The 24959-nt window shown below is 66.6% G+C and carries 21 protein-coding genes; 16 read left to right on the top strand and 5 right to left on the bottom strand.

Features of this window, described 5'->3' with window-relative positions:
- Positions 1 to 169 precede the first annotated feature (169 nt).
- The 8 genes from O3297_RS05755 (at position 170) to O3297_RS05720 (ending at position 10285) form a co-directional block, all read left to right on the top strand.
- On the top strand, positions 170 to 1306 hold the full coding sequence (locus O3297_RS05755; protein ID WP_305048016.1) for an SIS domain-containing protein: 1137 nt from the start codon (positions 170 to 172) through the stop codon (positions 1304 to 1306).
- A complete protein-coding gene (locus O3297_RS05750) occupies positions 1293 to 2246 on the top strand; it encodes an ROK family protein (protein WP_034781636.1) in 954 nt (317 codons plus the stop codon). Before O3297_RS05755 ends, O3297_RS05750 begins: the two co-directional genes overlap by 14 nt.
- Positions 2246 to 3589 (top strand): D-tagatose-bisphosphate aldolase, class II, non-catalytic subunit, encoded by a 1344-nt coding sequence (locus O3297_RS05745; RefSeq protein ID WP_305049610.1) that lies wholly within the window; start codon positions 2246 to 2248, stop codon positions 3587 to 3589. The genes O3297_RS05750 and O3297_RS05745 overlap by 1 nt, the downstream gene beginning before the upstream one ends.
- Before the next feature lie 36 nt (positions 3590 to 3625).
- Entirely contained in the window at positions 3626 to 4393 is a 768-nt protein-coding gene (locus O3297_RS05740) for a DeoR family transcriptional regulator (protein WP_034781637.1), read from the top strand.
- A 3-nt stretch (positions 4394 to 4396) separates the two neighbouring features.
- Positions 4397 to 5491: an N-acetylglucosamine-6-phosphate deacetylase gene (locus tag O3297_RS05735; RefSeq protein ID WP_099664234.1), complete on the top strand. Its 1095-nt coding sequence runs from the start codon at positions 4397 to 4399 to the stop codon at positions 5489 to 5491.
- Positions 5492 to 5542: 51 nt separating this feature from the next.
- Entirely contained in the window at positions 5543 to 7330 is a 1788-nt protein-coding gene (locus O3297_RS05730) for an MFS transporter (RefSeq protein WP_305048015.1), read from the top strand.
- Positions 7331 to 7541: 211 nt separating this feature from the next.
- Positions 7542 to 8939 (top strand): amino acid permease, encoded by a 1398-nt coding sequence (locus tag O3297_RS05725; RefSeq protein WP_099393469.1) that lies wholly within the window; start codon positions 7542 to 7544, stop codon positions 8937 to 8939.
- Positions 8940 to 8998: 59 nt separating this feature from the next.
- Positions 8999 to 10285, top strand: a complete 1287-nt coding sequence (locus tag O3297_RS05720; RefSeq protein WP_305048014.1) for a DUF445 domain-containing protein — start codon at positions 8999 to 9001, stop codon at positions 10283 to 10285.
- 5 nt (positions 10286 to 10290) lie between these two features.
- On the opposite strand, the gene O3297_RS05715 is transcribed toward O3297_RS05720, so the two are convergent.
- The 3 genes from O3297_RS05715 to O3297_RS05705 are packed head-to-tail and all read right to left on the bottom strand — an operon-like array spanning position 10291 to position 13358.
- The gene (locus O3297_RS05715; protein WP_305048013.1) at positions 10291 to 11316 is read right to left on the bottom strand and encodes an LLM class oxidoreductase; all 1026 of its coding nucleotides are present in this window, start codon (positions 11314 to 11316) and stop codon (positions 10291 to 10293) included.
- An 18-nt stretch (positions 11317 to 11334) separates the two neighbouring features.
- Complete coding sequence (locus tag O3297_RS05710) at positions 11335 to 11958, bottom strand: glutathione S-transferase family protein (protein WP_305048012.1); 624 nt, start codon at positions 11956 to 11958, stop codon at positions 11335 to 11337.
- Entirely contained in the window at positions 11955 to 13358 is a 1404-nt protein-coding gene (locus O3297_RS05705) for an MFS transporter (RefSeq protein ID WP_305048011.1), read from the bottom strand. The genes O3297_RS05710 and O3297_RS05705 overlap by 4 nt, the downstream gene beginning before the upstream one ends.
- Positions 13359 to 13481: 123 nt before the next feature.
- On the opposite strand from O3297_RS05705, the gene gcvA reads away from it, so the two are divergent.
- Positions 13482 to 14384 (top strand): transcriptional regulator GcvA, encoded by a 903-nt coding sequence (gene gcvA, locus O3297_RS05700; RefSeq protein ID WP_092613595.1) that lies wholly within the window; start codon positions 13482 to 13484, stop codon positions 14382 to 14384.
- Here the strand turns inward: gcvA and O3297_RS05695 are convergent.
- On the bottom strand, positions 14381 to 14620 hold the full coding sequence (locus tag O3297_RS05695) for a hypothetical protein (protein WP_139144139.1): 240 nt from the start codon (positions 14618 to 14620) through the stop codon (positions 14381 to 14383). The two genes, gcvA and O3297_RS05695, sit on opposite strands and share 4 nt — an antisense overlap.
- Before the next feature lie 384 nt (positions 14621 to 15004).
- Between O3297_RS05695 and O3297_RS05690 the strand changes: the two genes are divergently transcribed.
- The 7 genes from O3297_RS05690 to O3297_RS05660 all read left to right on the top strand — a co-directional run bounded on the left by O3297_RS05690 (position 15005) and on the right by O3297_RS05660 (position 23943).
- Positions 15005 to 16810 (top strand): alpha/beta hydrolase, encoded by a 1806-nt coding sequence (locus O3297_RS05690; protein ID WP_305048010.1) that lies wholly within the window; start codon positions 15005 to 15007, stop codon positions 16808 to 16810.
- Positions 16811 to 16834: 24 nt separating this feature from the next.
- Positions 16835 to 17680 carry a universal stress protein gene (locus O3297_RS05685; RefSeq protein WP_305048009.1) on the top strand — a complete coding sequence of 282 codons (846 nt, stop codon included), beginning with the start codon at positions 16835 to 16837 and terminating at the stop codon, positions 17678 to 17680.
- Between the two features lie 100 nt (positions 17681 to 17780).
- A complete protein-coding gene (locus O3297_RS05680; RefSeq protein ID WP_305048008.1) occupies positions 17781 to 18842 on the top strand; it encodes an alpha/beta hydrolase family protein in 1062 nt (353 codons plus the stop codon).
- A gap of 127 nt (positions 18843 to 18969) precedes the next feature.
- Positions 18970 to 19479, top strand: a complete 510-nt coding sequence (locus tag O3297_RS05675; RefSeq protein ID WP_305048007.1) for a sigma-70 family RNA polymerase sigma factor — start codon at positions 18970 to 18972, stop codon at positions 19477 to 19479.
- Complete coding sequence (locus O3297_RS05670; protein ID WP_305048006.1) at positions 19455 to 20468, top strand: FecR domain-containing protein; 1014 nt, start codon at positions 19455 to 19457, stop codon at positions 20466 to 20468. Before O3297_RS05675 ends, O3297_RS05670 begins: the two co-directional genes overlap by 25 nt.
- A gap of 81 nt (positions 20469 to 20549) precedes the next feature.
- Complete coding sequence (locus O3297_RS05665) at positions 20550 to 23117, top strand: TonB-dependent receptor (protein ID WP_151094894.1); 2568 nt, start codon at positions 20550 to 20552, stop codon at positions 23115 to 23117.
- A gap of 127 nt (positions 23118 to 23244) precedes the next feature.
- The gene (locus O3297_RS05660; RefSeq protein ID WP_070256403.1) at positions 23245 to 23943 is read left to right on the top strand and encodes an alpha/beta hydrolase; all 699 of its coding nucleotides are present in this window, start codon (positions 23245 to 23247) and stop codon (positions 23941 to 23943) included.
- Between the two features lie 9 nt (positions 23944 to 23952).
- Here the strand turns inward: O3297_RS05660 and O3297_RS05655 are convergent, their stop codons facing one another.
- Positions 23953 to 24939, bottom strand: a complete 987-nt coding sequence (locus O3297_RS05655) for a magnesium and cobalt transport protein CorA (protein ID WP_099387579.1) — start codon at positions 24937 to 24939, stop codon at positions 23953 to 23955.
- Positions 24940 to 24959: the final 20 nt, after the last annotated feature.

Below are 24959 nucleotides of genomic sequence, written 5' to 3'. Positions count from 1 at the left end.
CAGGCCGCGCCGCCACATGCTTTTGCGCTGCACCGCAGCATGTTTCACGGCCTTTAAAACGACATTATTTCGCAAGGCGCACAACTATTTACTTTCGCTTTACTTTCGTATTTGACTTTTCGAAATTTAGTATTTATGCTTTCTCCAACAAACACTTTACTGACCTCTCATGACTACCCTTCTTCAGCGTGACATTCAAACCTGGCGCGACATCGGCGGCCTGCACACGGCCGAGGAAATCGCGCACCAGCCAGCCATCTGGCGCGCGCTGGCCACTATTTTGCGCAACGAACAAGCGGCCCTGGCCGCCTTCCTCGGCGACGCGCTGTCCAATCCGCAGCAACGCGTCATCCTGACGGGCGCGGGCAGCTCGGCCTATGTGGGCGAAATCGTCGTCGATACCCTGAATGCGGCATGGCCCGCGCAGATCCGCGCCATCGCCACCACGACTTTGCTGACGCACCATGAGCTGTATCTGGAAGCACACGCGCCCACCCTGCTCGTCTCGTTTGCCCGCAGCGGCGACAGCCCGGAAAGCCTGGCGGCAGTGGAACTGCTGCGCCAGGTCGTACCCGGCGCGCGCTTCCTGAACATCACCTGCAACGCGGACGGCAAGCTGGCGCGCCAGGGCGCGAGCGACAGCAATACGTATAACCTGCTGATGCCGGAAGGCAGCTGCGATCGCGGCTTCGCCATGACCAGCAGCTTTAGCAGCATGCTGCTGGCAGCCCTGTCGGTACTGGGCAAGGACACGGATCTGAACCGCCTGGAGACCCTGGCGCAGCTGGGCGAGCAAGCCTTGCGCGACTGGTCGGCCCCCGTGGCGGACCTGGGCTCGACTCCCGTGCAGCGCGTGGTCTACCTGGGCAGCGGCCCGCTGGAAGCGCTGGCCAAGGAAGCGGCATTGAAAATCCTGGAATTGACGGGTGGCCGCGTGATGGCGATGGCGAATACGCCGCTCGGTTTCCGCCACGGCCCGAAATCGGCTGTCACCACGGAGTCGCTGGTGATCCTGCTGCGCAGCAGCAAGCCGCTGGCGCGCCAGTACGAAGACGACCTATTGAAAGAACTGCAGCGCGACAGCGTGGCGCAGACGTGCCTGACCGTGGGCATCGGCGGCGACCTGTCAGCCGATGCGCCGGCCTGGCCCGACGCCTGGCTGGCTCCGCTGTGGCTGCTGATGGCGCAGCAATATGCGCTGCACCAGTCCGCGCTGCTGCAACTGCGCCCCGACAATCCATTCGCCGGCGGCATCGTCAACCGTGTCGTGCAGGGCGTCACCATCTATGGCCATGACCAATTCTAATCACACAGCCGGCTATCACGGCATCGACATCGGCGGCAGCAAGATGGAGCTGGTCGCCTTTGCCGACCGCGACGGCGCGCTGACGGAAGTGTTCCGCGAACGGGTGGCCACCCCGGGCGACGATTTTGCCGCCTTCGTGCAAGCCATCGTCGACCTGGTGGCGCGGGGCGACGCCGCCCTTGGCACGACGGCGCCTGTCGGCATCGGCCTGCCCGGCGTGATCGACAGCGCCAGCGGCCGGCAACTGAGCTCCAACGTGCCGGCCCTGAACGGCCGCCTGGTGGCGCAAACCCTGCAGCAGGCCTTGAAACGTCCTGTCGCCATCGGCAACGATTGCCAGTGCTTCGCCCTGTCGGAAGCGCAAGGCGGCGCGGCCGACAATGCCGCCAGCATGTTCGGCGCCATCCTCGGCACGGGTGCAGGCGGCGGCTATTGCGTGGGCGGCCAGCTGCTGCGCGGCTTTAACGGCGTGGCCGGCGAATGGGGCCACTGGAGCCTGCCCGCCACGCTGCTGGCGCAGCATGGTTTGGCCGATTACCCCTGCCCGTGCGGCAAGGCGGGCTGCCTGGAGCGCTATGTTTCCGGCCCCGCCATGCGCAAAATCCACGCGCACTTTGGCGGCGACGGCGCGGAGCCTTTGGCCATCGTGGCGCGCGCCAACATGGGCGACGCCGTGGCCCAGCGCACGGTGGCCGTGCACCTCGATGTGCTGGGCCACGCGCTGGCCGGCCTGGTGCTGGCCTATGACCCGCACGTCATCGTGCTCGGCGGCGGCCTGTCCAAGCTGCCGCACCTGTACGACAAGCTGCCGGCAGCGGTGAAACGCCACCTGTTCCCCGGCGTGCACGTGCCGCCGATTCTGCCGCCCCGCTTTGGCGATGCCGGCGGCGCGCGCGGTGCGGCCCTTTTGATACGACAACATACAAAGGCGTCAACATGATGAAGCAAGCGGAAAACCCGACTTTTACCCTGTCCCCGATCCAGCAAGTGATCAAGGCGCACCGCCGCGGCGAGCGCGTGGGACTGTACGCCGTCTGCTGCAGCCACCCGAGCGTGCTGCGCGCCGCCATGCGCGTGGCCAGCGAGTACGACACCGTGCTGCTGGTCGAGGCGACGTCGAACCAGGTCGACCAGTTCGGCGGCTACACGGGCATGACGCCGGCCGTTTTCCGCGACACCATGCTGGCACTGGCCCGCGAACAGGGTTTTCCCGCCAGCCGCCTCGTGCTGGGCGGCGACCATCTGGGTCCGAACGCCTGGCAGCACCTCGATGCGGCCACCGCGATGAATCACGCCGAAACCCTGATCGCCGCGTATGCGTCGGCCGGTTTCCACAAGATCCACCTCGATTGCAGCATGCGCTGCATTGATGACCCCTTGCAGCTCGACGATGAAACCGTGGCCGCCCGTTCGGCGCGCCTGTGCATCGTCGCCGAGGAAGCGGCGGCGGCCGCCGGCTTCGCGCCGCCCGTCTACGTGATCGGCACGGAAGTGCCGATTCCCGGCGGCGAAGCGTCGCTGGCGCAGGCCGGCGCCGTCACCAGCCCGCAAGCGGCGCGCCGCACCCTCGACGTGCATCGCCGCGCGTTTCTCGAGAACGACCTGCATGGCGCCTGGCGCCGGGTGATCGCCATGGTGGTGCAGCCGGGCGTCGATTTCGACCAGAGCAGCATCCAGCATTACGACGCGGATGCCGCCACCGAGCTGTCGGCCTTTGTCGCCGAGCAGCCTGGCCTCGTGTTCGAAGCCCATTCCACCGACTACCAGCGCGAGTCCGCCCTGCACGCCATGGTGCGCGACCATTTCGCCATCCTGAAAGTGGGCCCTGCCGCCACCTTCGCCCTGCGCGAGGCGCTGTTCGCCCTGTGCCAGATCGAGGAAGAACTGCTGCCGGCGCACGCCACCTCGCAGCTGATGCAGGTGCTCGACGACGTGATGGTGGCCAAGCCGAAGAACTGGATCAAGCATTACCTGGGCACGCCGGAAGAACAGCGATTGATGCGCCGCTACGGCTTGAGCGACCGTTGCCGCTATTACTGGGGCGAGCCGGAAGTGGCGGCCGCCGTCGGCAAGCTGCTGGCCAACCTGGACACCGTGGCCATTCCGCTGCCGCTGCTGAGCCAGCATTTGCCGGAACAGTACCTGGCCGTGGTGCAGGGCAGCTTGCCAGGGCAGGCACCAGCCTTGATCGAGCACAAGATCGGCAGCTTGCTGGCGCAATATGCGCGCGCCTGCAACCGCAATGCGGCAGTGGCCGTCATTGCCGAAGCGGCAATCTGTTAAGCTCGGTATTTTTCATTTTTTACTGAGCCCGCCACCATGCGAAATACCAGCCAACGCCGTGAATCCATCCTCCAAATGCTTGCCCAGCAGGGCTCGGTGCAGGTGACCGATCTGGTGGAAAAGCTCGGCGTGTCCGCGGTCACCATCCGCAGCGACTTGAATGCGCTGGAAGCGCAAGGCATGGCCACGCGCAGCCACGGCGGCGCCACCCTGACGCGCACGCCGCCGCCCGAGCACACGATACGCCAGAAGGATGCCATCAACCACGAGCAGAAGGAGCGCATCGGCGCCTATGCGGCGCGGCTGGTGGAACCGGGCGACAACATCATCATCGACTCGGGCACCACCACCATCTCGCTGGCGCGCCATCTGCGCGATGCGACGGGCGTGACGGTAGCGACGAATGGCCTGAACATCGCGTGGGAACTGGCCGACGCGCCGGGCGTGGACCTGATCCTGACCGGCGGCCTGCTGCGCAAGCAGTCGCTGTCGATCCAGGGCAGCCAGGCGGAAACCTGCCTGCAGGCGTACAGCTTCGACAAGCTGTTCCTGGGCGTGGACGGCTTCGACCTGCAATTTGGCGTGACCACCCACCACGAAGCGGAAGCAAGCCTGAACCACAAGATGGTGGAACGGGCCAAGAAAATCATCGTCCTCACGGACGCCTCCAAGTTCGGCCGCGTCAGCCTGCACCGCATCGTGCAGCTGGACCGGGTCGATACCGTCATCACCGATGCCAGCATCAGCCAGGAGTACCGCGAAGGGCTGCAAAAGCTGGGCATCGAACTTTTTATAGCGGAATAACACATGCTGAGCGGCAGAATCCTTACCCCATCTGGCTGGATCACGGGCACCATCACTTTTGACCAGCGCATCGTCCAGATACAGGAAGACCCTGCCGCCGACAGCGCGCTGACCATCCTGCCCGGCTTCATCGACCTGCACGTGCATGGCGCGGCCGGCGTCGACATCATGGAGGGCGGCGACGCGGGCGCCACCGTGGCGCAGGTGCATGCGCGCCACGGCACCACGGCCCTGCTGGGCACCACCTTGACAGCCAAGGAGCCATCGATCCTGCGCGCCCTGCAAGGCCTGGCCGGCGTCATCGCCGAGCGCCCCGCCAACGGCGCGCGCATGCTGGGCGTGCACCTGGAAGGCCCGTTCCTGAATTTGCACCGCCTGGGCGCGCAGCCGCCCGACGTGGTGCAGGCCAGCCTGGCGCTGGTGCAGCGCTTTCACGCCATCGCCCCCATCAAGGTCTTGACCATGGCGCCGGAAATCCCCGGCCACCTGGAACTGATCCCGCAACTGGCGGCGATGGGCATCCGCGTGCAGATCGGCCATAGCGCCGGCACGTATGACGAAGGCGTGGCGGCGCTCAATGCCGGCGTTTCCGGCTTTACGCACCTGTACAACGGCATGACGGGCATGACGCATTACGACCCCGGCATGGTGGGCGCGGCGCTGGCGCATGCGGAATACGCGGAAATCATCCCCGACCTGCAGCATGTGGCCAAGGGCGCCCTGCGCGCGGCCCTGCGCGCCATCCCGCGCCTGTACGGCGTAACGGACGCCACCTCGGCCACCGGCATGCCAGATGGCGAATACGGCCTGGGCACGCAGCGCGTCTACAAATGCCTGGGCTGCGTGCGCCTGGCAACGGGCTCGCTGGCCGGCAGCGTGCTGACCATGGACCAGGCCCTGCGCAATTTCGTCGACCTGGGCCTGGACCTGGCCGACGCCTCGAACCGCTTGTCGCTGTACCCGGCAGACTACCTGGGCGAATCCGAACGGGGCCGCCTGGCGCCCGGCGCCTGGGCCGATATCGTCGTCCTCGATGCCAACTTGCAGCCAGTGTCCGTCTTCGTCGAAGGCGCGGCCATCGATCTTTCCACCCGCTAGATTCAGTCTCTAGACCCAGCCCCCCAACCTCAACCCCGTCCCGGAGTTTTCATGCACGACACGTCACACAAGGCCCCCGTGTGGGCCATGCGCTACCTGCTATTTATTGCCGGCATGGGGGGATTGCTGTACGGCATAGACATCGGCATCATCGCCGGCGCCCTGCCCTACCTGGAATCGACGGCCTCCGTGGCGTGGAAACTGACGGCCCAGCAGCTGAGCTTTATCGTCGCCGCCGTGCTGCTGGGCTCCGTCCTGTCATCGCTGTTCGCCGGCGCCCTCGCCGACCTGCTCGGCCGGCGCTGGGTGATGTTCCTGGCCGGCGCCCTGTTCAGCGCAAGCATCCCGCTGATCGCCCTGGCCGACGGCTACACGCCGCTGCTGCTGGGCCGTCTGCTGCAAGGCATCAGCGGCGGCTTGATCGGCGTCGTCGTGCCCCTGTACCTGGCAGAATGCCTGCCCGCGCAACAGCGCGGGCGCGGTGCCGCCCTGTTCCAGCTGCTGCTGACCATCGGCCTGGTGGCCGCCGCCCTGATCGGCCTGCTGCAAGCGCAGACGGTGGAAACGGCCACGCAGGCGGCGCAAGCCTTGCCGGAAGCGGGCCGCATCGCCGCCATCTTCACGGCCAAGGACCACGCCTGGCGCAGCATCTTCTGGGTCTGCCTGACGCCGGGCCTCGTATTTACCATCGGCGCCCTGCTGCTGGCCGAATCGCCGCGCTGGCTGGCGCAACGGGGCCGCATCGAGCAGGCGCGCCAGTCGTTGCTGCGCACGCGATTGCCAGCCGCCGCCGACATCGAACTGCGCGAGATGCAGGACACGCCGGAGAATACGGCCAAGGCAAGCGGCAAGGCCAGAGATCCGCTGCTGAGCCGCCGCTACGTGCTGCCCTTCCTGCTGGCCTGCCTGATCCTCGCCTGCACACAGGCGACGGGCATCAATTCCATCCTCGCCTATGTCGTCAATATCCTCAACCAGGCGGGCCTGTCGGGCGCCTCGGCCAATATGGCGGACGTGTTATTGAAAGTACTGAACGCCGTGATGACGGTGGTGGCCGTGCTGCTGGTGGACCGCAAGGGCCGCAAATTCCTGCTGATGCTGGGCACGGGCGGCATCGTCGTCTCGCTGCTGGCGGCCGGCCTGCTGTTCCGCGGCGCCGAAGCGCACCTGGCCGACGTGCGCCCCGCCATCGCGGCGCAAGTGCAAGCGGACAGCCTGTCCTTGCAGCTCGATGCGGCCACCTTGACGGCCCTGGGCGCGGCTGCCGACGGCACGCCGCAACAGCTGACCATCGCCTACGCCTACGGCCCGTTCACGAATGTGAAAAGCCTGCGCAGCGACGATCCCGTGCTGCGCCAGGTGTCCATCGCCCGCGAAGACGCCGTGCAGGCCGACAGCGTGATCGGCGTGTTCTTCCGCAAGCTGCACCTGAACCCGTTCGCCGACCCGGCCGCCGGACGCGAAGCGCCGCTGCGCATCGAGAAGGCCAGCCTGGGCCCCGTGCCCTCGTCCACGCACGGCTGGCTGGTGGCGATTGCCATCTGCGTGTTCGTTTCCAGCTTTGCCGTCGGCCCTGGCGTATGCGTATGGCTGGCCCTGTCCGAGCTGATGCCGACCCGCATCCGCTCGAACGGCATGAGCATCGCCCTGCTCGTCAACCAGTTCGTCTCGACGGTGATCGCCGCCATCTTCCTGCCGACCGTGGGCTTGCATGGTTACTCGACGCTGTTCTTCTTTGGCGCCGGCTGCACCGTGCTGTACTTCCTGGCGGCCGCGTTTTTGCTGCCTGAAACGAAGGGCAAGACCCTCGAAGAGATCGAGGCGCATTTTTCAAGGTAAACCCACGTAACCATTTGTAGCAGTCTCCTTTCCAGCCCCGGTTCATCATCCCGGGGCTTTTTTTTGCCTGCCAGGCAAGCTTACAGGGCTGGCGCGCGCGGCACTGTACGGTTTTTCTTCAGGAATCACGGGCGCCTGGGCTAGAATCTGGCTGCGTCGTGCTACTCACGAGGCGGCAATGGCGCCATGACAAAAACCACCAGGAGACACAGTGAGCTTATTTAGAACCAAGAATTTGGATGACATGATTGCCCACAGCAAGAAGCCAGGAGGATTGGCCAAGGTGCTGGGGCCCTTCGACCTTGTCCTCATGGGCATTGGCGCCATCGTCGGCACCGGCATTTTCGTACTCACCGGCACGGGCGCGCTGACGGCCGGCCCCGCCCTGTCGCTGTCGTTCGTCGTGGCGGCCGTCGCCTGCTGCTTCGCCGCCCTGTGCTACGCGGAATTCGCCTCCACGGTGCCCGTGGCCGGCTCCATCTACACCTACAGCTATGCCACCCTGGGCGAGCTGGCAGCCTGGATGATAGGCTGGGACTTGCTGCTCGAGTACGGCCTGGCCGCTGCCGCCGTCTCCGTCGGCTGGTCCGGCTACTTCCAGTCGCTGCTGTCGGGCTTTGGCATCGCCCTGCCCGTCGCACTCACCGCCGCACCGGGCGCGCTGCCCGGCGTGACGACCTTCATCAACCTGCCGGCCCTCGTCATCATGCTGCTGCTGACGGCCATGCTGGGCTGGGGCGTGCGCGAATCGGCGCGCCTGAACAACATCATGGTGGCCATCAAGGTGGGCGTGGTGCTGCTGTTTATTATCTTCGGCGCGCGCCACGTGCAGCCGGCCAACTGGCAGCCCTACATGCCGTTCGGCTACCACGGCATGCTGAGCGCCGCCGCCCTCGTCTTCTTTGCCTTCATCGGCTTTGACGCCGTCACCTCGGCCGCAGAGGAAGTCAAGAAACCGTCGCGCGACCTGCCTATCGGGATCATCGGTTCGCTGGCCGTGTGCGCCGTGCTGTACGTGGTGGTGTCGGCCATCATGACGGGCATCGTGCCATACCAGAAATTCCTCGGCGTCGACCATCCCGTCTCGCTGGCCCTGCAATACGCGGGCGAAAACTGGATCGCCGGCTTCGTCGACCTGGGCGCCATCCTCGGCATGACCACCGTGATCCTCGTGATGGCCTTCGGCCAGACGCGCATCATCTTCGCCATGTCGCGCGACGGCTTGCTGCCAAAGCGCCTGTCGACCGTGCACCCGCGCTTCCACACGCCGTTCTTCGCCACCTGGCTGGTCGGCATCGTCTTCGGCCTGATCGCCGCCGTGATCCCGCTCAACATCCTCGCCGAGCTGATCAACATCGGCACCCTGGCCGCCTTCACCATGGTGTCGATAGCTGTCGTGGTGCTGCGCAAGAAGCGTCCCGACCTGCCGCGCGCCTTCCGCTGCCCCGGCGTGCCGTATGTGCCGGCGCTGGCCGTGATCCTGTGCGTGGGCCTGATGAGCTTCCTCAGCTGGGTCACCTGGGTGGCCTTCACCATCTGGCTGGTGATCGGCCTGGTGATCTACTTCGGCTACGCGCGCCGCCGTTCGCTGCTGCATCCGCAACAGTAATCCCGTCACTGCGCCATCGCAGTAAGATGGCGGTCTCGCAACCCTGCAGGCCGCCATCCATGCAACCTTCCCCCGACCTCATCGCACAGCTGGACCAGAGCACGGACCAGCTCAAGCGCGCGCGCCTGCGCAACATGCAGTGGCTGGCCGTTGGCCTGCTGCTGCTGGCCGCGCTGGTCTTCGCCGTGGCCCGTTCGCAGCGGGGCGGCCACCCTGCATGGGGCTATGTGGAAGCGTTCGCCGAAGCGGCCATGGTGGGGGCGATCGCCGACTGGTTCGCCGTCGTCGCCCTGTTCCGCCACCCGCTGGGCATCCCCCTGTGGCATACGGCCATCATCCCGAACAGCAAGGCGGACATCGGCCGCAGCCTGGGCGCCTTCGTGGAAAACCATTTCATCACCGAGCAAGGCATCGCCGAGCGCATCGTGCAGGCCGATCCCGCCGCGCGGCTGGGCGCCTGGCTCGGTGACGAGGTCCACGCGCAGCGGCTGGGCATGGCCAGCGCCAGTGTCGCCAGGCAGCTGCTGGCGATGGCCGATCACGAGAAACTGGGCCGCCTGCTGCGCGAGCAGGCCAGCGGCTACCTGGGACAATTGAATCTGTCGGACGTGGCGGCCGACTGCATCGATGCGCTGATCGCCGACGGCAAGCCGCAGGAACTGCTGGACTTCATGCTCGACCGCAGCGCCGCCTACCTGGACGACGAAGGTCACCACGCCGCCATCGGCGACTTCGTGCTGGGCGCTTTCCAGATCGAGAACGCGCTGGTGAAAAAAGCCGTGAAAGCGTACGAGCCGCGCATGATCGCCTCGCTGCAGAAATTCGCCCTCGCCGTGCGCGTCGACCCGCAGCACCCGCTGCGCCAGCGCATCGCCGGCTGGATCGCCGACAGCGCCTTGCACCTGAAGGCCGACCCGCAGTGGCAGGCAACGGTGCGCCGCTACCAGTTGCAGCTGGTCGCCAGCGACACGGTGCAAGCCATGCTGGGCGAAGTCTGGAACCACATCGGCACGCGCCTGCTGGCCGACCTGCACGCCGACCAGCCCGTGCTGGCGCAAGCCATCGCCGGCCTGGCACGCAACACGGGCAAGGTGCTGGAGACGGACAAAGCTGCGCGGGCATGGCTAAACGACGCCATCGTCGCCGGCAGCGGCTCGCTGGTGCGCCGCTACCGGGGCGAAGTGGGCGCCTTCATCGCCGCCCGCCTGGACCTGTGGAGCAAGGATGAAATGAGCGAGCGCATCGAACTGGCCATCGGGCGCGACCTGCAATTCATCCGCATCAACGGCACCATCGTGGGCGGCCTGGCCGGCTTGCTGATTTATTCAGTCAGCCAGGCGTTTTAGCGCCACTACCAGCGAAGCATATCCCCGCACGGCGCCGCATGCGACGGAAAGTGCGGCAGCACCTCCTCGGCCAGTTCCTGCAGCACCTCCGCAGCCGGGCGCTGGCCATGCTGGATGCCCAGCGCCGCATGGTTGACGCCCGCTTCGCGCCATTCACCAAGCAAATCGATCAAGCCCTTGCGCCCTGTGCGCAGCACATAGCCGCTGCGCACGGGCGTGCGCGGATAATCGGGGTCGTCCACCAGGTCCAGCCACTCATTGCACATGTGCGGACGAAAGCCGCCATCGGGTATGCAGGCGCGCCAGGCGCGGATCTTTTCCGCCAGCCGGCGCGGCCCGTCCGGCGTATCCGTCGCTTCCGGATACGTCAGCCAGCCGTCGGCATGACGCCCGATCCACTCCAGCGGCTGGCCGGAGGAACTGGTGACGACCAGGGGAATGACGCCCGCCACGGGCTTGGGCAGCAGTTCGAGGCCAGCCAGGCTGCCCAGCGGGCCGTCGATATGCGCGGAGCCCGGCTGCAGCAACTGGCGGAACATGTGCACGGCCTGCGCATAGCGCGCGCCGCGCGTGGCATGCGGCACGCCATACGCGGGAAATTCGCTGGCGCGGTCGCCCGACGCCGTGCCCAGCACCAGGCGCCCGCCCGACAGCTGGTCGATGCTGGCGGCCGCCTTGGCCAGGTCGATGGGATGGCGCAGGGTAAAGATGGCGCTGCCCGTGGCCAGGGCCAGCGCATCCGTGCGCGCCGCCAGATACGCCAGATAGGTCCATGGATCGAACAGCTGGCCCGCATCGCCGAAGCGCGGGTCGAACAGGGGAATGTCGCGCACCCAGGCGGCGGCAAAGCCTTGCCGGTCCATGGCGGCGACCAGGTCGGCCTGGCCGGCCAGCGCCCGCATGTCGCCCTGGTAAAAACGCAGCGGCAGATAAATGCCGAGGGTGAGCGCGCCGGGCGCGAACATGCGGCGGTAGCCGCGGTGCTGCGTGAAAGCCTGCGACGAAGCGCCTTCTATGATGTCTATGCTCATGCTGTTCCTTGATCAAAATCAGGCGCCCGTGGCGGGCGCGGGAATGGAGATGCCCAGCTGCACGGCCGGGCGGGCAGCCACGCGGGCGTACCAGGCGGCCACGTGCGGCCAGTCATCGAGTTCGAAGCCGACGATGCGGGCGATATGCAGCCAGCCGAAGCTGGCGATGTCGGCGATGGAATAGCCGTCGCCGGCCAGGTAGGCGTTGTCCGCCAGGCGGCCATCCATGGTGGCCAGCGCGGCGGCGCACAGCTGGCGAAAGTGCGCCGTGGCGGCCGCATTCGCGCCTCCGCCCGCGATCTCGAAATGCACGCGCTGGCCCAGCATCGGCCCCATGCTGGCCGCGTGGAATTGCAGCCAGATGATGGCGGCCCAGCGCTGCGCGGGAGCGTTCGGCAGCAGCCGCCCCGTTTTCTCGGCCAGGTACAGCAATATGGCGGCCGACTCGAACACGGTGATGCCCGTCTCGTGGTCAACCAGCACGGGAATGCGCGCGTGCGGATTGAGGGCCAGGAAAGCAGGCAGCCGGTGTTCGCCCTGCTCGATGCGCACATGGCGCAGCCGGTATGGCAAGCCCAGTTCGGCCAGCGCAATCGTGGCTTTGAAACCGTTCGGCGAGCTGTCGGTGTAGAGCTCCATCATGGCGCCGCCTCCTGGCGTGCGGCCTTGCCGGGCAGGATGGCGATGGCGCACGCCAGGCCCGCCACGACCAGGCAGGCGGAAACGAGGATGGCGCTGCTGTAGCCTTGCGCGGCCGTGCCGCCGCCGGCCAGCACGGCGATGCTGACAGCCACGCCCACGGCCAGGCCCACGGCGGACCCGACCTCCTGCGTGGTGGTCAGCATGCCGCCCGCCAGGCCATGGTCCGCTTCCGGCACGCCATCGATGCCGGCCACGGTCCAGGCGGGAAACGCCAGGCCATAGCCGATGCCGGCCAGTACGGTGCCGGGCAGGATGGAGGCGCCCCAGGCAGCCAGCGTGGCCAGCGAACTGCCCAGCATGGCCAGCCCGCCGATGAACAGCAGCATGCCGCCGACGATGACGGGCTTGGTGCCGCAGCGGGCGATCAATGCCGGCCCGGCCCACGCGCTGGCCAGGGTAAAGGCGACGGCCATGGGCAGCAGTCCCAGCCCCGTGCGCGTGGCACTGAAGCCCAGCACTTCCTGCATGGCCAGCGCCACCACGACAAAAGTGGGCCCCAGGGCCGTGTTGGCCAGCAGGGAGACGATATTCGCGCCGCCCGTGGAGCGGCGCAGGAAGACGGCCAGCGGCATCAGCGGCGCGGCCACGCGTCCCTCCACCCAGACGAACAGCGCCAGCAGGGCCAGCGCCAGCGCGACCAGGGCAAACGTGAGCGGATGCGCCAGTCCCACATGCTCGCTATTGGCAAAGGCAAACACCAGCGTCGCCGCACCCGACGCCACCAGCAGCGCACCCCACACATCGAGCGCGCCGCCAGCCGCAGCGCCATCCGCATCGGGCCGGCCCAGGGGCAAGGCCGGCGACAGGGCCAGCACCAGCAAGCCGACGGGCACGTTAATCCACAGCACCCAACGCCAGCCCAGCATATCCGTGATGAAGCCGCCCAGTATCAGTCCCGCGACAAAGCCGCTGGCCGCCACGGCCGTCCAGGCCCCCAGCGCCCGGTTGCGCTGCGCCGGCTCGGGAAACACGGCCAGCAGCAGGGAGAACGCAGCCGGCGAAAACATGGCGGCGCCGAAGCCCTGCAGCGCGCGCGTGGCCACCAGCATGGCCGGGCTGTGCGAAAAACCACCGAGCAGCGAGGCGGCCGTGAACAGCAGCAGCCCCGTGATGAAGACGCGGCGGCGGCCAAACATGTCGGCCGCGCGCCCGCCCAGCAGCAGGAAGCCGGCGATGGCCACGCCATACGCATTGATCACCCATTGCAGCCCGCCGGGCGTAAAGCCCAGACTCTGCTGGATCTGCGGCAAGGGGATCATGGTGATGGAAAAGTCGAGCAAGGCAACGAATTGCGTGGTGCACAGCAACACCAGGCAAAGCTGCCGATGTGAAAGTAACATGGAGATCCTATCGATATAGTTTTACTCGACGTCAAAAGAACGCCGCATGCCCCTATAATGCGTTTTTCCAGAGCGAAACTGAAACGATGATTTTTCGCGGACAACTATAGAAAAACTATATCGATGAAGCATCCTTTACCGCTCCAGGCGCTGCGCGCCTTTGTCGAAGTGGGCCAGCGCGGCAGCATCAAGGCGGCAGCCGAGGCGCTGCACGTGACGTCCGGCGCCGTCAGCCAGCAGATCCGCCTGCTGGAAGAGCGGGTCGGCATGCCCCTGTTTACGCGCGAACGCCAGGGCTTGCGCCTGACCGAGGCGGGCGCCATGGTCCACCCCGCCCTGCTGGGCGCCTTCGCGCAGATCGCCGGCGCCAGCCAGGCGCTGGAAGACATGGGCGCGCGCCAGACGCTGACCGTCAGCACGGTCGCCACCTTTGCCGCCGCGTGGCTGGTGCCGCGCCTGGGCCGCTTCAACCAGCGCCATCCGCATATCGAGGTGCGCGTGGAAGCGACATCCGCGCTGGTCGACCTGCGCCGCGACCGGGTCGACGTGGCCTTGCGCCACGGCCTGGGCGACTATCCGGGCTTGCAGGTGACGCGATTGATGGCGCCCGTGCTGGTGCCCGTCGCCAGTCCATCCCTGATGGCGGGCCAGCCGCCCATCGCCACGCCGGCCGATTGCCTGCGCTACCCGCTGCTGCACGATACGGACCGCGCCGACTGGCCATTGTGGCTGGCCGCACATGGCGCCCCGGACGACAGCACGGATGCGGCGCGGGCGCGGCGCGGCTCGGCCTTCGAAGATGACTTTCTATTGATACGCGCAGCCGAGGCGGGCCAGGGCCTGGCCCTGGTGCCGCAGCTGTACGCGCAGGAGGAAATCGCCGCCGGGCGCCTGGTGCAAGTGCTGGACTTGCCCTGGCCCGCGCGCTTTGCCTACTACCTGGTGGCGCGGCCCGACGCGGCCACGCGCCCCGCCGTGCAGGCATTCATGGCATGGATCTGCGAAGAAGCACAGGCAGTGCGCTAGAGCGCATGGCCTGCGGCGACGCACGACACCACGCCGCAGGCTGTGCTGAACGGCGCCGGTACGCCGGCGCGCCCCATGGCGATGCACGTTGCGGCCGGCAGTATGGCCAGCAACAGGGCCAGGTAGCCGATCGCCTTCAGGCGCCGCACGGACGCATTGCCGGCACCCGCGCCTGCCCCGTGTGGATAGCCCTTGCCCGCCTCTTCGCTGCCGCTTGCCGACATTTTCGTATGCATGTCCATCTCCTCTATCCACCGTGAGCGGTCTTGCTTCACTTCTTGCTTAACTACATCTTGCTACATAAATTTATCAAATACAACAAATAAATTCACGAAAAAATCGTTTTTCTTATTCCTCGACAGGCGGAACGATGGAGGAAATATGTCCTGCCATAGTGAGAAATGGCTTACAGCAAGCTTTTCACGCCATCCAGGCCCGAACCAGCGTGGATTAAAATTCAATATAATCATTTTAATCGCAATATTCGTTTAAATGGCTTGTATTCGAACTGCCATCCAGGTGGCAAGCCGCCTGCCGCACGCATCCGGCCAAACTTGATGTAGATCATAATTTTTTGAACAAGCTCTTGCTACCCTGTAAAAAAATGACAGGAGTCCTGGATGAGCAAGACGCAGCCGAGCGACGCGGAACACAACATTGAACATGAGCGCCTGGGCAGCGCCTGGCAAGGCGTGCCAGTGCCCGACTATCCGGAAAGCGCACCGGAAGGCGCCACCCTGGACCTGCTGCTGAGCGCCTGGCTGGGCAAGTTCACGGGCGGCATTTCGCCTGCCGCGCTGGGCAACGCCTATGCCGACTGGCTCAGCCACCTGGCGCTGGCGCCATCGAAGCAGCAAACCCTGCTGCAGGAAGCGTGGAAGAAGATCGGCCGCTGGCAGCAGTACGCGCTGCAATCGGCGCTGGCCGGCAGCGCCACTGAGCCGCCGTGCATCGCGCCGCTGCCGCAGGACCGGCGCTTCGACGACCCTGCCTGGCGGCGCTGGCCGTACAACCTCGTCTACCAGGGCTTCTTGCTGCAGCAGCAATGGTGGCACCGCGCCACCACGGGCGTGCGCGGCGTCTCGCCGCACCACGAAGATGTCGTCACGTTCACCGTGCGCCAGTGGCTCGACATGCTGGCACCGTCGAACTTCCTGCTGACCAATCCCGTGGTACAGCAAGCGGCCCTCGACAGCGGCGGCGCCAGCCTGGCGCGCGGCATGGCCCACGCGGCCGGCGACTGGCAGCGCGCCGCCATGGGAGCGCATGCACCCGATGCGCACCGCTACAAGGTGGGCCAGAACCTGGCCGTCACGCCGGGCAAGGTGGTCTACCGCAATGACTTGATCGAATTGATACAGTACGCGCCCGCGACAGAGAGCGTGCATGCGACGCCGCTGCTGTTCGTGCCCGCCTGGATCATGAAGTTCTATATTCTCGACCTGTCGCCGCACAATTCGCTGGTGCGCTACCTGGTGGGCCAGGGCCACACGGTATTCATGATTTCCTGGAAAAACCCGCTGGAAGAAGACCGCGAGTTGTCGCTGGAAGACTATCGCCAGCTGGGCGTGATGGATGCGCTCGACGCCGTTGCCCGCATCACGGGCGCGCCGCAGGTGCATGCGGCCGGCTACTGCCTGGGTGGCACCCTGCTGGCGATCGCCGCCGCGACGATGGCGCGCGACGGCGATGCGCGCCTGGCCAGCCTCACCATGCTGGCCTCGCAGGTCGACTTCAAGGAGCCGGGCGAACTGTCGCTGTTCATCGACGATAGCCAGGTCAGCTTCCTGGAAGCGGCCATGTGGAAGCAGGGCTACCTCGATACGAAGCAGATGGCGGGCGCCTTCCAGCTGCTGCGCTCGAACGACCTGGTCTGGTCGCGCCAGCTGCGCCATTACCTGATGGGACAAGACGAGCAGGACAGCGACCTGATGGCCTGGAACGGGGACGCCACGCGCATGCCCTGCCGCATGCATGCGGAATACCTGCGCCGCCTGTTCCTGCACAACGACCTGGCCGAAGGCCGCTACCGCACGGCGGGCCGCCACATCGCCCTGCGCGACATCGACGCGCCCATCTTTGCCGTCGGCACCCTGACGGACCACGTGGCGCCGTGGCGCTCCGTGTATAAACTGCAGCTGCTGACCGACACGGACGTCACCTTTTTGCTCACCTCGGGCGGCCACAATGCGGGCGTGGTCTCGCCGCCGGGCCAGCCGCGCCGCAGCTACCAGCTGGCCACGCACGGCCACGATGCGCCCTATGTCGACGCGGACAGCTGGCAACGCGACGTGCCGCACCATGACGGTTCGTGGTGGCCCGCCTGGCAAGCGTGGCTGCAAGAACGCGCGGGCGCGCAAGTGGCGCCACCGGCCATGGGGCCTGCCCTGGGCGATGCACCGGGCAGCTACGTGCTGCAGACCTGACAACCGACAACCGAGGAAAACGCCATGCCCTATACGACCCTGCTGGTCCACGTCGACAATTCCCGCCACTGCGCCCAGCGCATCCGCCTGGCCGTGCGCCTGGCCGTCGCCGAAGGGGCGCACCTGATCGGTTCGGCCATGAGCGGCCTCTCGCGCTACGCGTATGGCGGCGGCGTCAACGCGCTGCAGTTTGCGCCGGCGCAGATGCAGGCGCTGCGCAACCAGGCCAGCGAAGCGCTGCACGACTTCGAGCGCATCGCCCGCGAGGAAGGCCTGGGCAGCTACGAAACACGCTTCGTCGACGACGACGCGCAAGGCGCGCTGCTGCTGCAGGCGCGCTATTGCGACTTGCTGATCCTGGGCCAGACGGATGCGCAGGATACGCCGTCGCGCGTCATCGCCGGCACGGCCGAATACCTGATGCTCCATTGCGGCCGGCCCGTGCTGATGGTGCCGCACGCGCCTTGCGCCGCGCCAGCGGGCATCGCGCAGCATCCGCTGCTGGCCTGGAACGGCAGCGCCGAAGCGCTGCGCGCCATCACCGATGCGCTGCCGCTGCTGCAAAGGGCGCGGCAAGTCACCCTGGCCGTCGTCAATTCGCACGCCCAGGCGGCCGCGCATGGCGAGCAGCCGGGTGCCGACCTGGCCCTGTACCTGGCGCGCCACGGCGTCAACGTGGAGGTGCTGCAGCACGACACGCCGCCGAGCCAGGACGTGGGCGCGGCCCTGCTGGCCATGGCCGCGCAGCGGCGCTGCGACCTGGTCGTGATGGGCTGCTACGGCCACATGCGCCTGCGCGAAGCGCTGCTGGGCGGCGTCACGCGCACCGTGCTGCAGGAGACGACGTTGCCGGTGCTGGTGTCGCACTAGCGCGGCCGGCGGGCCTTCAGCCTTCCTTCACCCGCCCCTCAGCTGTACTTCATGCGCGGCGCCGATACTGGCCATGTCCCCGTCCAGCAAGGAGTACCGCATGACCAGACCCACCGATGCCATCCCCCGTTTCCACGCCCGCAGGCGCCTGCTGTTCGGCATGGGCGCGCTGGCGGGCCTGGCCGCCTGTGGCGGCGGCAGCGGGCCGCGCGCCGCGGCGGTGATCGACCGGCAGATCGGCGCCGCCCCCGGCGTCAGCCTGCACGTGCGCGACTGGCGCAGCGCGACCGGCAGCGAGGCCGATGTCATCGTCCTGCTGGCAGGTCTGGGCGCCAATGCGCACGCCTTCGACAGCCTGGCGCCCGCGCTGGCGCGCCGCCACCGCGTGCTGGCCGTCACGCGGCGCGGCTATGGCGCTTCCAGCAAGCCGCTGCCCGTCAACGACGCCAACGATATGACGTATGCCCCCGCCACCCTGGTGGCCGACCTGCTGGCCGTGCTGGACGCACTGAAGGTTCAACGCATCATCCTGGCCGGGCATTCCATCGCCGGCAACGAGCTGACCCTGTTCGCCGGCAGGCACCCGCAGCGCGTGCGGGGACTCGTGTATCTGGACACGACCTTCGATTACCTGGCCAGCGGCGGCTATGAGGAACCCCAGCCCACGCCCTTCGACGAACCGCCGCCTGGCCCGGCCGACTTGGCATCGCTGGACGCCTCGATCGCCTATGCCAGGCGGATCAACAAGCAATGGTGGCCGGCGCTGGAAGCGAACTGGCGCGACGCCCTGGAAGTGCTGCCCGGCGGCGCCGTGCAAGCGAATACCCCGCCCGCCGTCGCCAGGGCCATGGACATGGCCGCGCACAATTTTTCGCCCGACTACCGCCGCGTGCGCGCGCCGGCGCTCGTCGTCACCGTCGATCCCGGCACCTTGCGCAACCTGTTTCCATGGCTGCTGCAAGCCGATCCCGCCAGCCAGGCCGACGCGCAAGCGCTGCTGGACTTTATCCGCCCGCTGCGCCTGGCCGACGGCGACCGCCTGGCCGCCGCCCTGCCCGGCAGCAGCCATCTGGTGATACGCAACGGCTTCCACAGCGACTTCTTCATCGAATACGAAAATACGGTGGTCGATGCCATCGAGGCCATGCACTGGGACAAGTAAGTACCCGGCCAACGCATATTGCGCAAATGACAGCGCGGCGCTACAATTGAGAATGATTACCATCCTCATTTAATGCAAAGTGTAACAGCCGACCGTTCACAGCTCTGCATACCGCTCACTGAACGCCATGCCCACAGCCAAACACCCGCTGCACCAGGAAATCAGCACCTTGTACCTCGACCACCACGGCTGGCTGCAAGGCTGGCTGCGGCGGCGCCTGGGCGACACCGGCAAAGCGGCCGACCTGGCGCACGACACCTTCGTGCGCCTGCTGGACCGCCAGGAACCGATCGCCGCGCGCGAACCGCGCGCCTTCCTGACCACCATCGCGCGCCGCGTGCTGTGCAACTACACGGAGCGCCAGCAGCTGGAACGGGCCTATCTGGACGCGCTGGGCCAGCTGCCTGCGGCCAGCGCACCCTCGCCCGAAGAGCGGGCGCTGCTGCTGGAAAGCCTGCTGGAAATCGACCGCCTGCTGTCCGGCCTGCCCAACGTCGTCAGGCGCGCTTTTTTGTATGCGCAGCTCGATGGCATGAGCCAGGCTGAAATCGGGGCCGAACTGCGCATTTCCCTGAGCACCGTCAAGCGCCACCTGGCGCGCGCCTATGCGCAGTGCTATTTCGCCATGGCCAGCTGATGCAGGGCGCGCACGATGCCGCCCCCATCTCTGCCGCGGTGGCGCGTGCCGCCGTCGCCTGGCTGGTGGAATTGCAAACGGAAGACACCAGCGCTCAGGCCCAGGCGCGCCAGGGCTTGCAGGCATGGCTGGCGCAGCACCCCGAGCACCGGCGCGCCTGGCAGTGCATCGAGGCCGTAAACGGACGCTTGCGCGACATCGCCTCGCCCGTCGGCGCGGCCCTCGCACATGCCATGCTGGCCCCGCCCCGTTCGCCAGGACGCCGCCACGCCCTGAAAATCCTGACCCTCGCCCTTTTCACCGGCAGCAGCGCCTGGCTGGCGCAGGAACAGCTGCCCTGGCAGCACTGGCGCGCCGACCTGCGCACGGCCGTGGGCGAACGTGGCGACCACACACTGGCCGATGGCACGCGCCTGCAGCTCAATACGGATACGGCCGTCAAGCTGGCCTACGCGCCCGGCGAACGGCGCATCGTGCTGCTGGCGGGCGAATTGCTGGCGACCACGGGCCATGCGGACGAGCGCCCCTTCGTGCTGGCAACGCCGCACGGCACGCTGCGCCCTCTGGGCACGCGTTTCAGCGTGCGCCGCATGGACCATCTCACCCGGCTGGACGTATTCGAAGGCGCCGTCGAGATCCGTACCAGCGCCGGCAGCGAGACGCGCACCGTCAGCGCCGGCCAGCGCGCCAGCTTCGGCGCGCACGCCATCGGCCCCGCGCAGGTGGCCAGCGACAGCGACGCGGCCTGGACGGATGGCATGCTGGTGGCCAATGGCATGCGCCTTGCGGACTTCCTGGCCGAACTGGCGCGCCACCGGCGCGGCCACCTGGGTTGCGATGCGGCCGTCGCCAGCCTGCGCGTCTCGGGCACCTACCAGCTGGCTGCGCCGGAAGCCGTGATCACGGCCCTGCTGGCCAGCCTGCCCATCCAGGCGCGCTACCTGACGCGCTACTGGCTGACCATCGAAGCGCTACAGCGGGACGGCTGACCATTTTCAAAAAAAGTGAGCTGTTCTGGATTTTCACCGGACATACAGGAGAACACCTCTTTTACTTCCGATGGAATACTCATGCAATCACACCCAACACCAGCTGCTTCCCGCCTGCGCCGCAGCCGCATTTCCCTTGCCATCGGCCAGCTGTTCCTCGCTGGCGGCTTCGCCCTGCTGGCCGGCCAGCCAGCGGCCGCATGGGCCGCCGACACGGCGACGAGCGTACCCGCGCCCGGCATGCACAGCATCCACGATATTCCCGCCGGCCCGCTCGACACGGCGTTGACGCGCTTTGGCCGCACGGCCGGCATCCTGCTATCGTTTCCCACGGCACTGACGGATGGATTGCAAACACAAGGCTTGCGCGGCAGCTACACGGTGCAGGAAGCCCTGCCGCTGCTGTTGCACGGCACGGGCCTGGAAGGCGTGCGCGAAGGCGGCGTGGTCACCATCCGCAAGCCGGCCATCAAGGCGGCCGAGGATACCGACTACAGCATGCGCGAAATTCGCGTCACGGGGCGGCGCGACGGTGAAACGGAAGGCAGCCATTCCTACGCCACGCCCGTCACCACCATCGGCAAGACGGCGCAATCGCTGCGCGAACTGCCGCAATCGGTCTCCGTCATCACGCGCCAGCGCCTGGACGACCAGAAGCTGACGGACCTGGGCGCGGCAGCCGAGCAAGCCGCCGGCATCACGGTGCAGGATAACGGCTTTCGCCTGACCGATATCTATTCGCGCGGTTTTGCCATCAACAGCTTCCAGCTCGATGGCGGCGCGCCCATGGACAAGGGCTTTGTCGCCAATGTCAGCTTTGACATGGCGCAATACGACCGCGTGGAAATCCTGCGCGGTCCGGCCGGCTTGTTGAACGGCACGGGCAACCCGGGCGGCGCCGTCAACCTGGTGCGCAAGATGCCCACGGCCACGCCGCAATACAGCGTCAGCGCCTCGGCCGGCAGCTGGGACGACTACCGCGCCCAGATCGATGCGTCCGGCCCTCTGGCCTTCGACGGCAAGCTGCGCGGCCGCGTCGTGCTGGCGTATGAAAACCGCAAGTATTTCATTGACAACCGCGCCAGCGAACGGCCGCTCGTGTACGGCGTGCTGGAAGCCGATATCGCGCCGGGCGCCGTGCTGGCCTTGGGTGCGCGCGAACAGCGGCTGAACGAACATGGCAACCAGACCTCCGTGCCCCGCTACAGCAATGGCGCCGACCTGGGCTTGCCGCGCCACACGGGCTTGAGCGCGCCATGGGCGTATATGGATGCCGCCTCGAAAGAAGTGTTCGCCAAGCTGACCTGGCGCCTGGCGCAGCGCTGGACCCTGCGCGCCAATGCGGCACAGACGCGCCAGAGCGGTACGGGCGAGCTGGGCCCCGTGGGTGGCGGCGTCGATCCGCTGACGTTGATAGGCCCGCTGGCGACTGCCGCCTACAATATCTACAGCAACGAGCAAAAGCTGCTGGACGTGAGCCTGAGCGGCGCGTTCGACTTACTCGGCCGCACGCACGAAGTGCTGCTGGGCGCTGACATGCAGAATATCCAGAGCCGCTGGCGCGGCGCGTATCCCGTCAGCGGCAACAACGTTCCCGTCAACGTGTTCAAGCCGGCAGACACCGTCTTTCCCCGCCCGGTGTTCGGCGACATCCAGCGCGACTACCAGCCATGGGACCAGAAGCAATATGGCCTGTACGGCACCCTGCGCCTGGACGTGGCGCCCGCCACCAAACTGATCGTGGGCGCGCGCGCCAACAAATACCGCTACGACCAGGTGTACTGGGAAAAGTACGACCTGGACGGCAACCCGACCGAAACCTTGCAACTGGCCGACGCCACGCGCTACACGGAGCCGACCAAGGTCACGCCATTCGCCGGCGTGGTCTACGATATCGATGCGCAATGGACAGCCTATGCCAGCTATGCGCAGATTTTCAATCCGCAATACGGTTCCAAGGCCGGCCCCGCACCGGGCAAGGGTTTGCCGCCCGTGCGCGGCAGCAATATCGAAGCGGGAGTCAAGGGCGAATTGTTCGACGGCAAGGTCAATACGGCCGTGGCCCTGTACCGCACGGTGCAGGACAAACTGGCCATCAGCGATCCGCGCTACCCGTTTTCCAGCGAACTGTATGCAGGCAGCTGCTGCTATACGGCCAGCGGCAAGGTCATCAGCGAAGGCGTCGACGCGGAGCTGAGCGGCGAAGTCGTGCCGGGTCTCAACCTGTCTGGTGGCTATACCTACAACCACAACCGCAATGAAACGGACGGCGCCGCCTTCAGCAGCATCACGCCCCGCCATTTGCTCAAATTGTGGGGTACGTGGCGCTTGCCGGGCGCGGGCGACGCCTGGACGGTAGGCGGCGGCACCACCATCCAGAGCACGCAATACGTGAGCGGACAGGCCGCCACGTTCAACCCGGCCACGCAGCAATTCAACGGGCCGTCCCTGCCATTTCGCTACACGCAGGCCGGCTACGCCGTGTGGAACGCCATGACCAGCTATCGCATCGACCGCCACTGGAGCGTGGCCCTGAATGTCAACAACGTCTTCGACAAGACGTACTACCGCACGGTGGGATCTTCCTACGGCGGCAATTACTACGGCACGCCGCGCAATGCCTCGGTGACGCTGCGCGGCCAGTTCTAGGCTGCAGGCACGCTGCAGGCGGGGCGCACCCGCAAGGTCTACAATGGATGTGCACCTGCCCGCCGCGCGCTTGCCTTGGGGCACGCACGCGGCCTACGCTGTTTTCCTACACCACAAGGAGTTCCGCATGAGCCAGCAAGCCACCATCGTCCTCGTCCACGGTTTCTGGGGCGGCGCCGCCCACTGGAGCCGCGTCATCCTCGAATTGCGGCGCCAGGGCCACACGGCCATCCGCGCCGTCGAACTGCCCCTGACGTCGCTGGCCGACGACGCCGAGCGCACGCGCAAGATGGTGGCGCAGGTCGATGGCCCGGTATTGCTGGTAGGACACTCCTACGGCGGCGCCGTCATCAGCGTGGCCGGCAATGCGCCGAATGTGGTCGGCCTCGTGTACATCGCCGCCTTCGCGCCTGACGCGGGCGAAAGCCCGGGCAGCATCACGCAGGAACACCCGCCCATCGGCGCGGCCAATCTGGAAGGCGACAGCGACGGCTACCTGTGGGTCAAGCCCGGGCAATACCATGACAGCTTTTGCCAGGACCTCGACGCGGAAGAAGGTGCCGTGCTGGGCGTGGTGCAGAAAGCGCCGCTGGCCAGCACCTTCGGCGACACCGTCAGCGACCCGGCCTGGAAGCATAAACCCAGCTGGTACCAGATTTCCACTGCCGACCGCATGATTGCCCCCGTCAACCAGGAGCGCATGGCCGCGCGCCTGCAGGCGCGCAAAGTCATCACGCTCAACGCCAGTCACGCCTCGCTGGCCTCGCGTCCCGTGGAAGTGGCGGCGCTGATACTGGAGGCGGCAAGCGCGCTGGCCGCAGCGTAAGCCTGCCGGCTACAGCCAGCCTTCGCGCTTCAGGCGCCGGTGCAGCCACCAGCAGCCGGCGATGATGACGACGATCACGGCCGGATAGCTGCCGCGCCACTTCAGTTCCGGCATGAATTCGAAGTTCATGCCGTACAGGCTGAAGACCATGGTGGGCACGGCCAGGATGGCGGCCCAGGCGGCCAGGCGCTTGACGACCTCGTTCTGGCGGATCGAAATTTGCCCCAGCGCCACCTGCATGGCCGAATTGACCAGTTCGCGCATCTGCCCCGCCGTGTGCGTGACCCGTTTGACGTGGTCGAGAATGTCGCGGTAATAGATGCGGTTTTCCTTGGGCACGATATCGCCATGGAAACGGATCAGCTGGGTGCAGATGTCATGCAGGGGATTGACGGCCGCGTCGAGCTTGAGCAGTTCCGTCTTGAGCTGATAGAAATCCTGCAGCTTGTCTTCGCTCAAGCTGGGCTTGAACAGCTGCAGCTCATGGTGCTGGAAGCGGGCCTGCAAATGGTCGATGCAGGGCTGGTACTGGTCGACGATGAAATCGATGATGGAATACAGCACGTAGCCAGGGCCGCTGGCCAGCTTCTCGGGCACGCTTTCCTTGCGCTCACGCAACTTCGCATAGCCGGCAGAGGCGCCGTGGCGCACCGTGATGATGAAGCGGGGGCCGAGAAAGACGTGGGTTTCGCCGTAGACGATGGCCTCGCCGTCCAGGGTGGCCGTGTGCATCACCATGAACAGGGTGTCGCCGTATTCTTCCAGCTTGGGCCGCTCGTGCGCGCCCTGCGCATCCTCGACGGCCAGTTCGTGCAAGCCGAAAGCCGTTTGCAGCGCCTGCATGGCCGTGACGTCGGGGCTGGCCAGGCCGATCCACACGAAACAATCGGGGTCGCCGAGGAAGTCGCCCACCTTGTCGATATCGAAATGGGCGATCTTCCTGCCATCGCGATAGGCTTCGCCATTGACGACGGCGGCGTGGGTACTCAGGTCCATGGTGATTTTCAAAGAATGGC

Source organism: Janthinobacterium sp. SUN128 (assembly GCF_030587275.1).
GTDB lineage: Bacteria > Pseudomonadota > Gammaproteobacteria > Burkholderiales > Burkholderiaceae_D > Janthinobacterium > Janthinobacterium lividum.
Note: the sequence above shows the minus strand (reverse complement) of the source record. Positions and strands in the feature narration are given on the sequence as shown.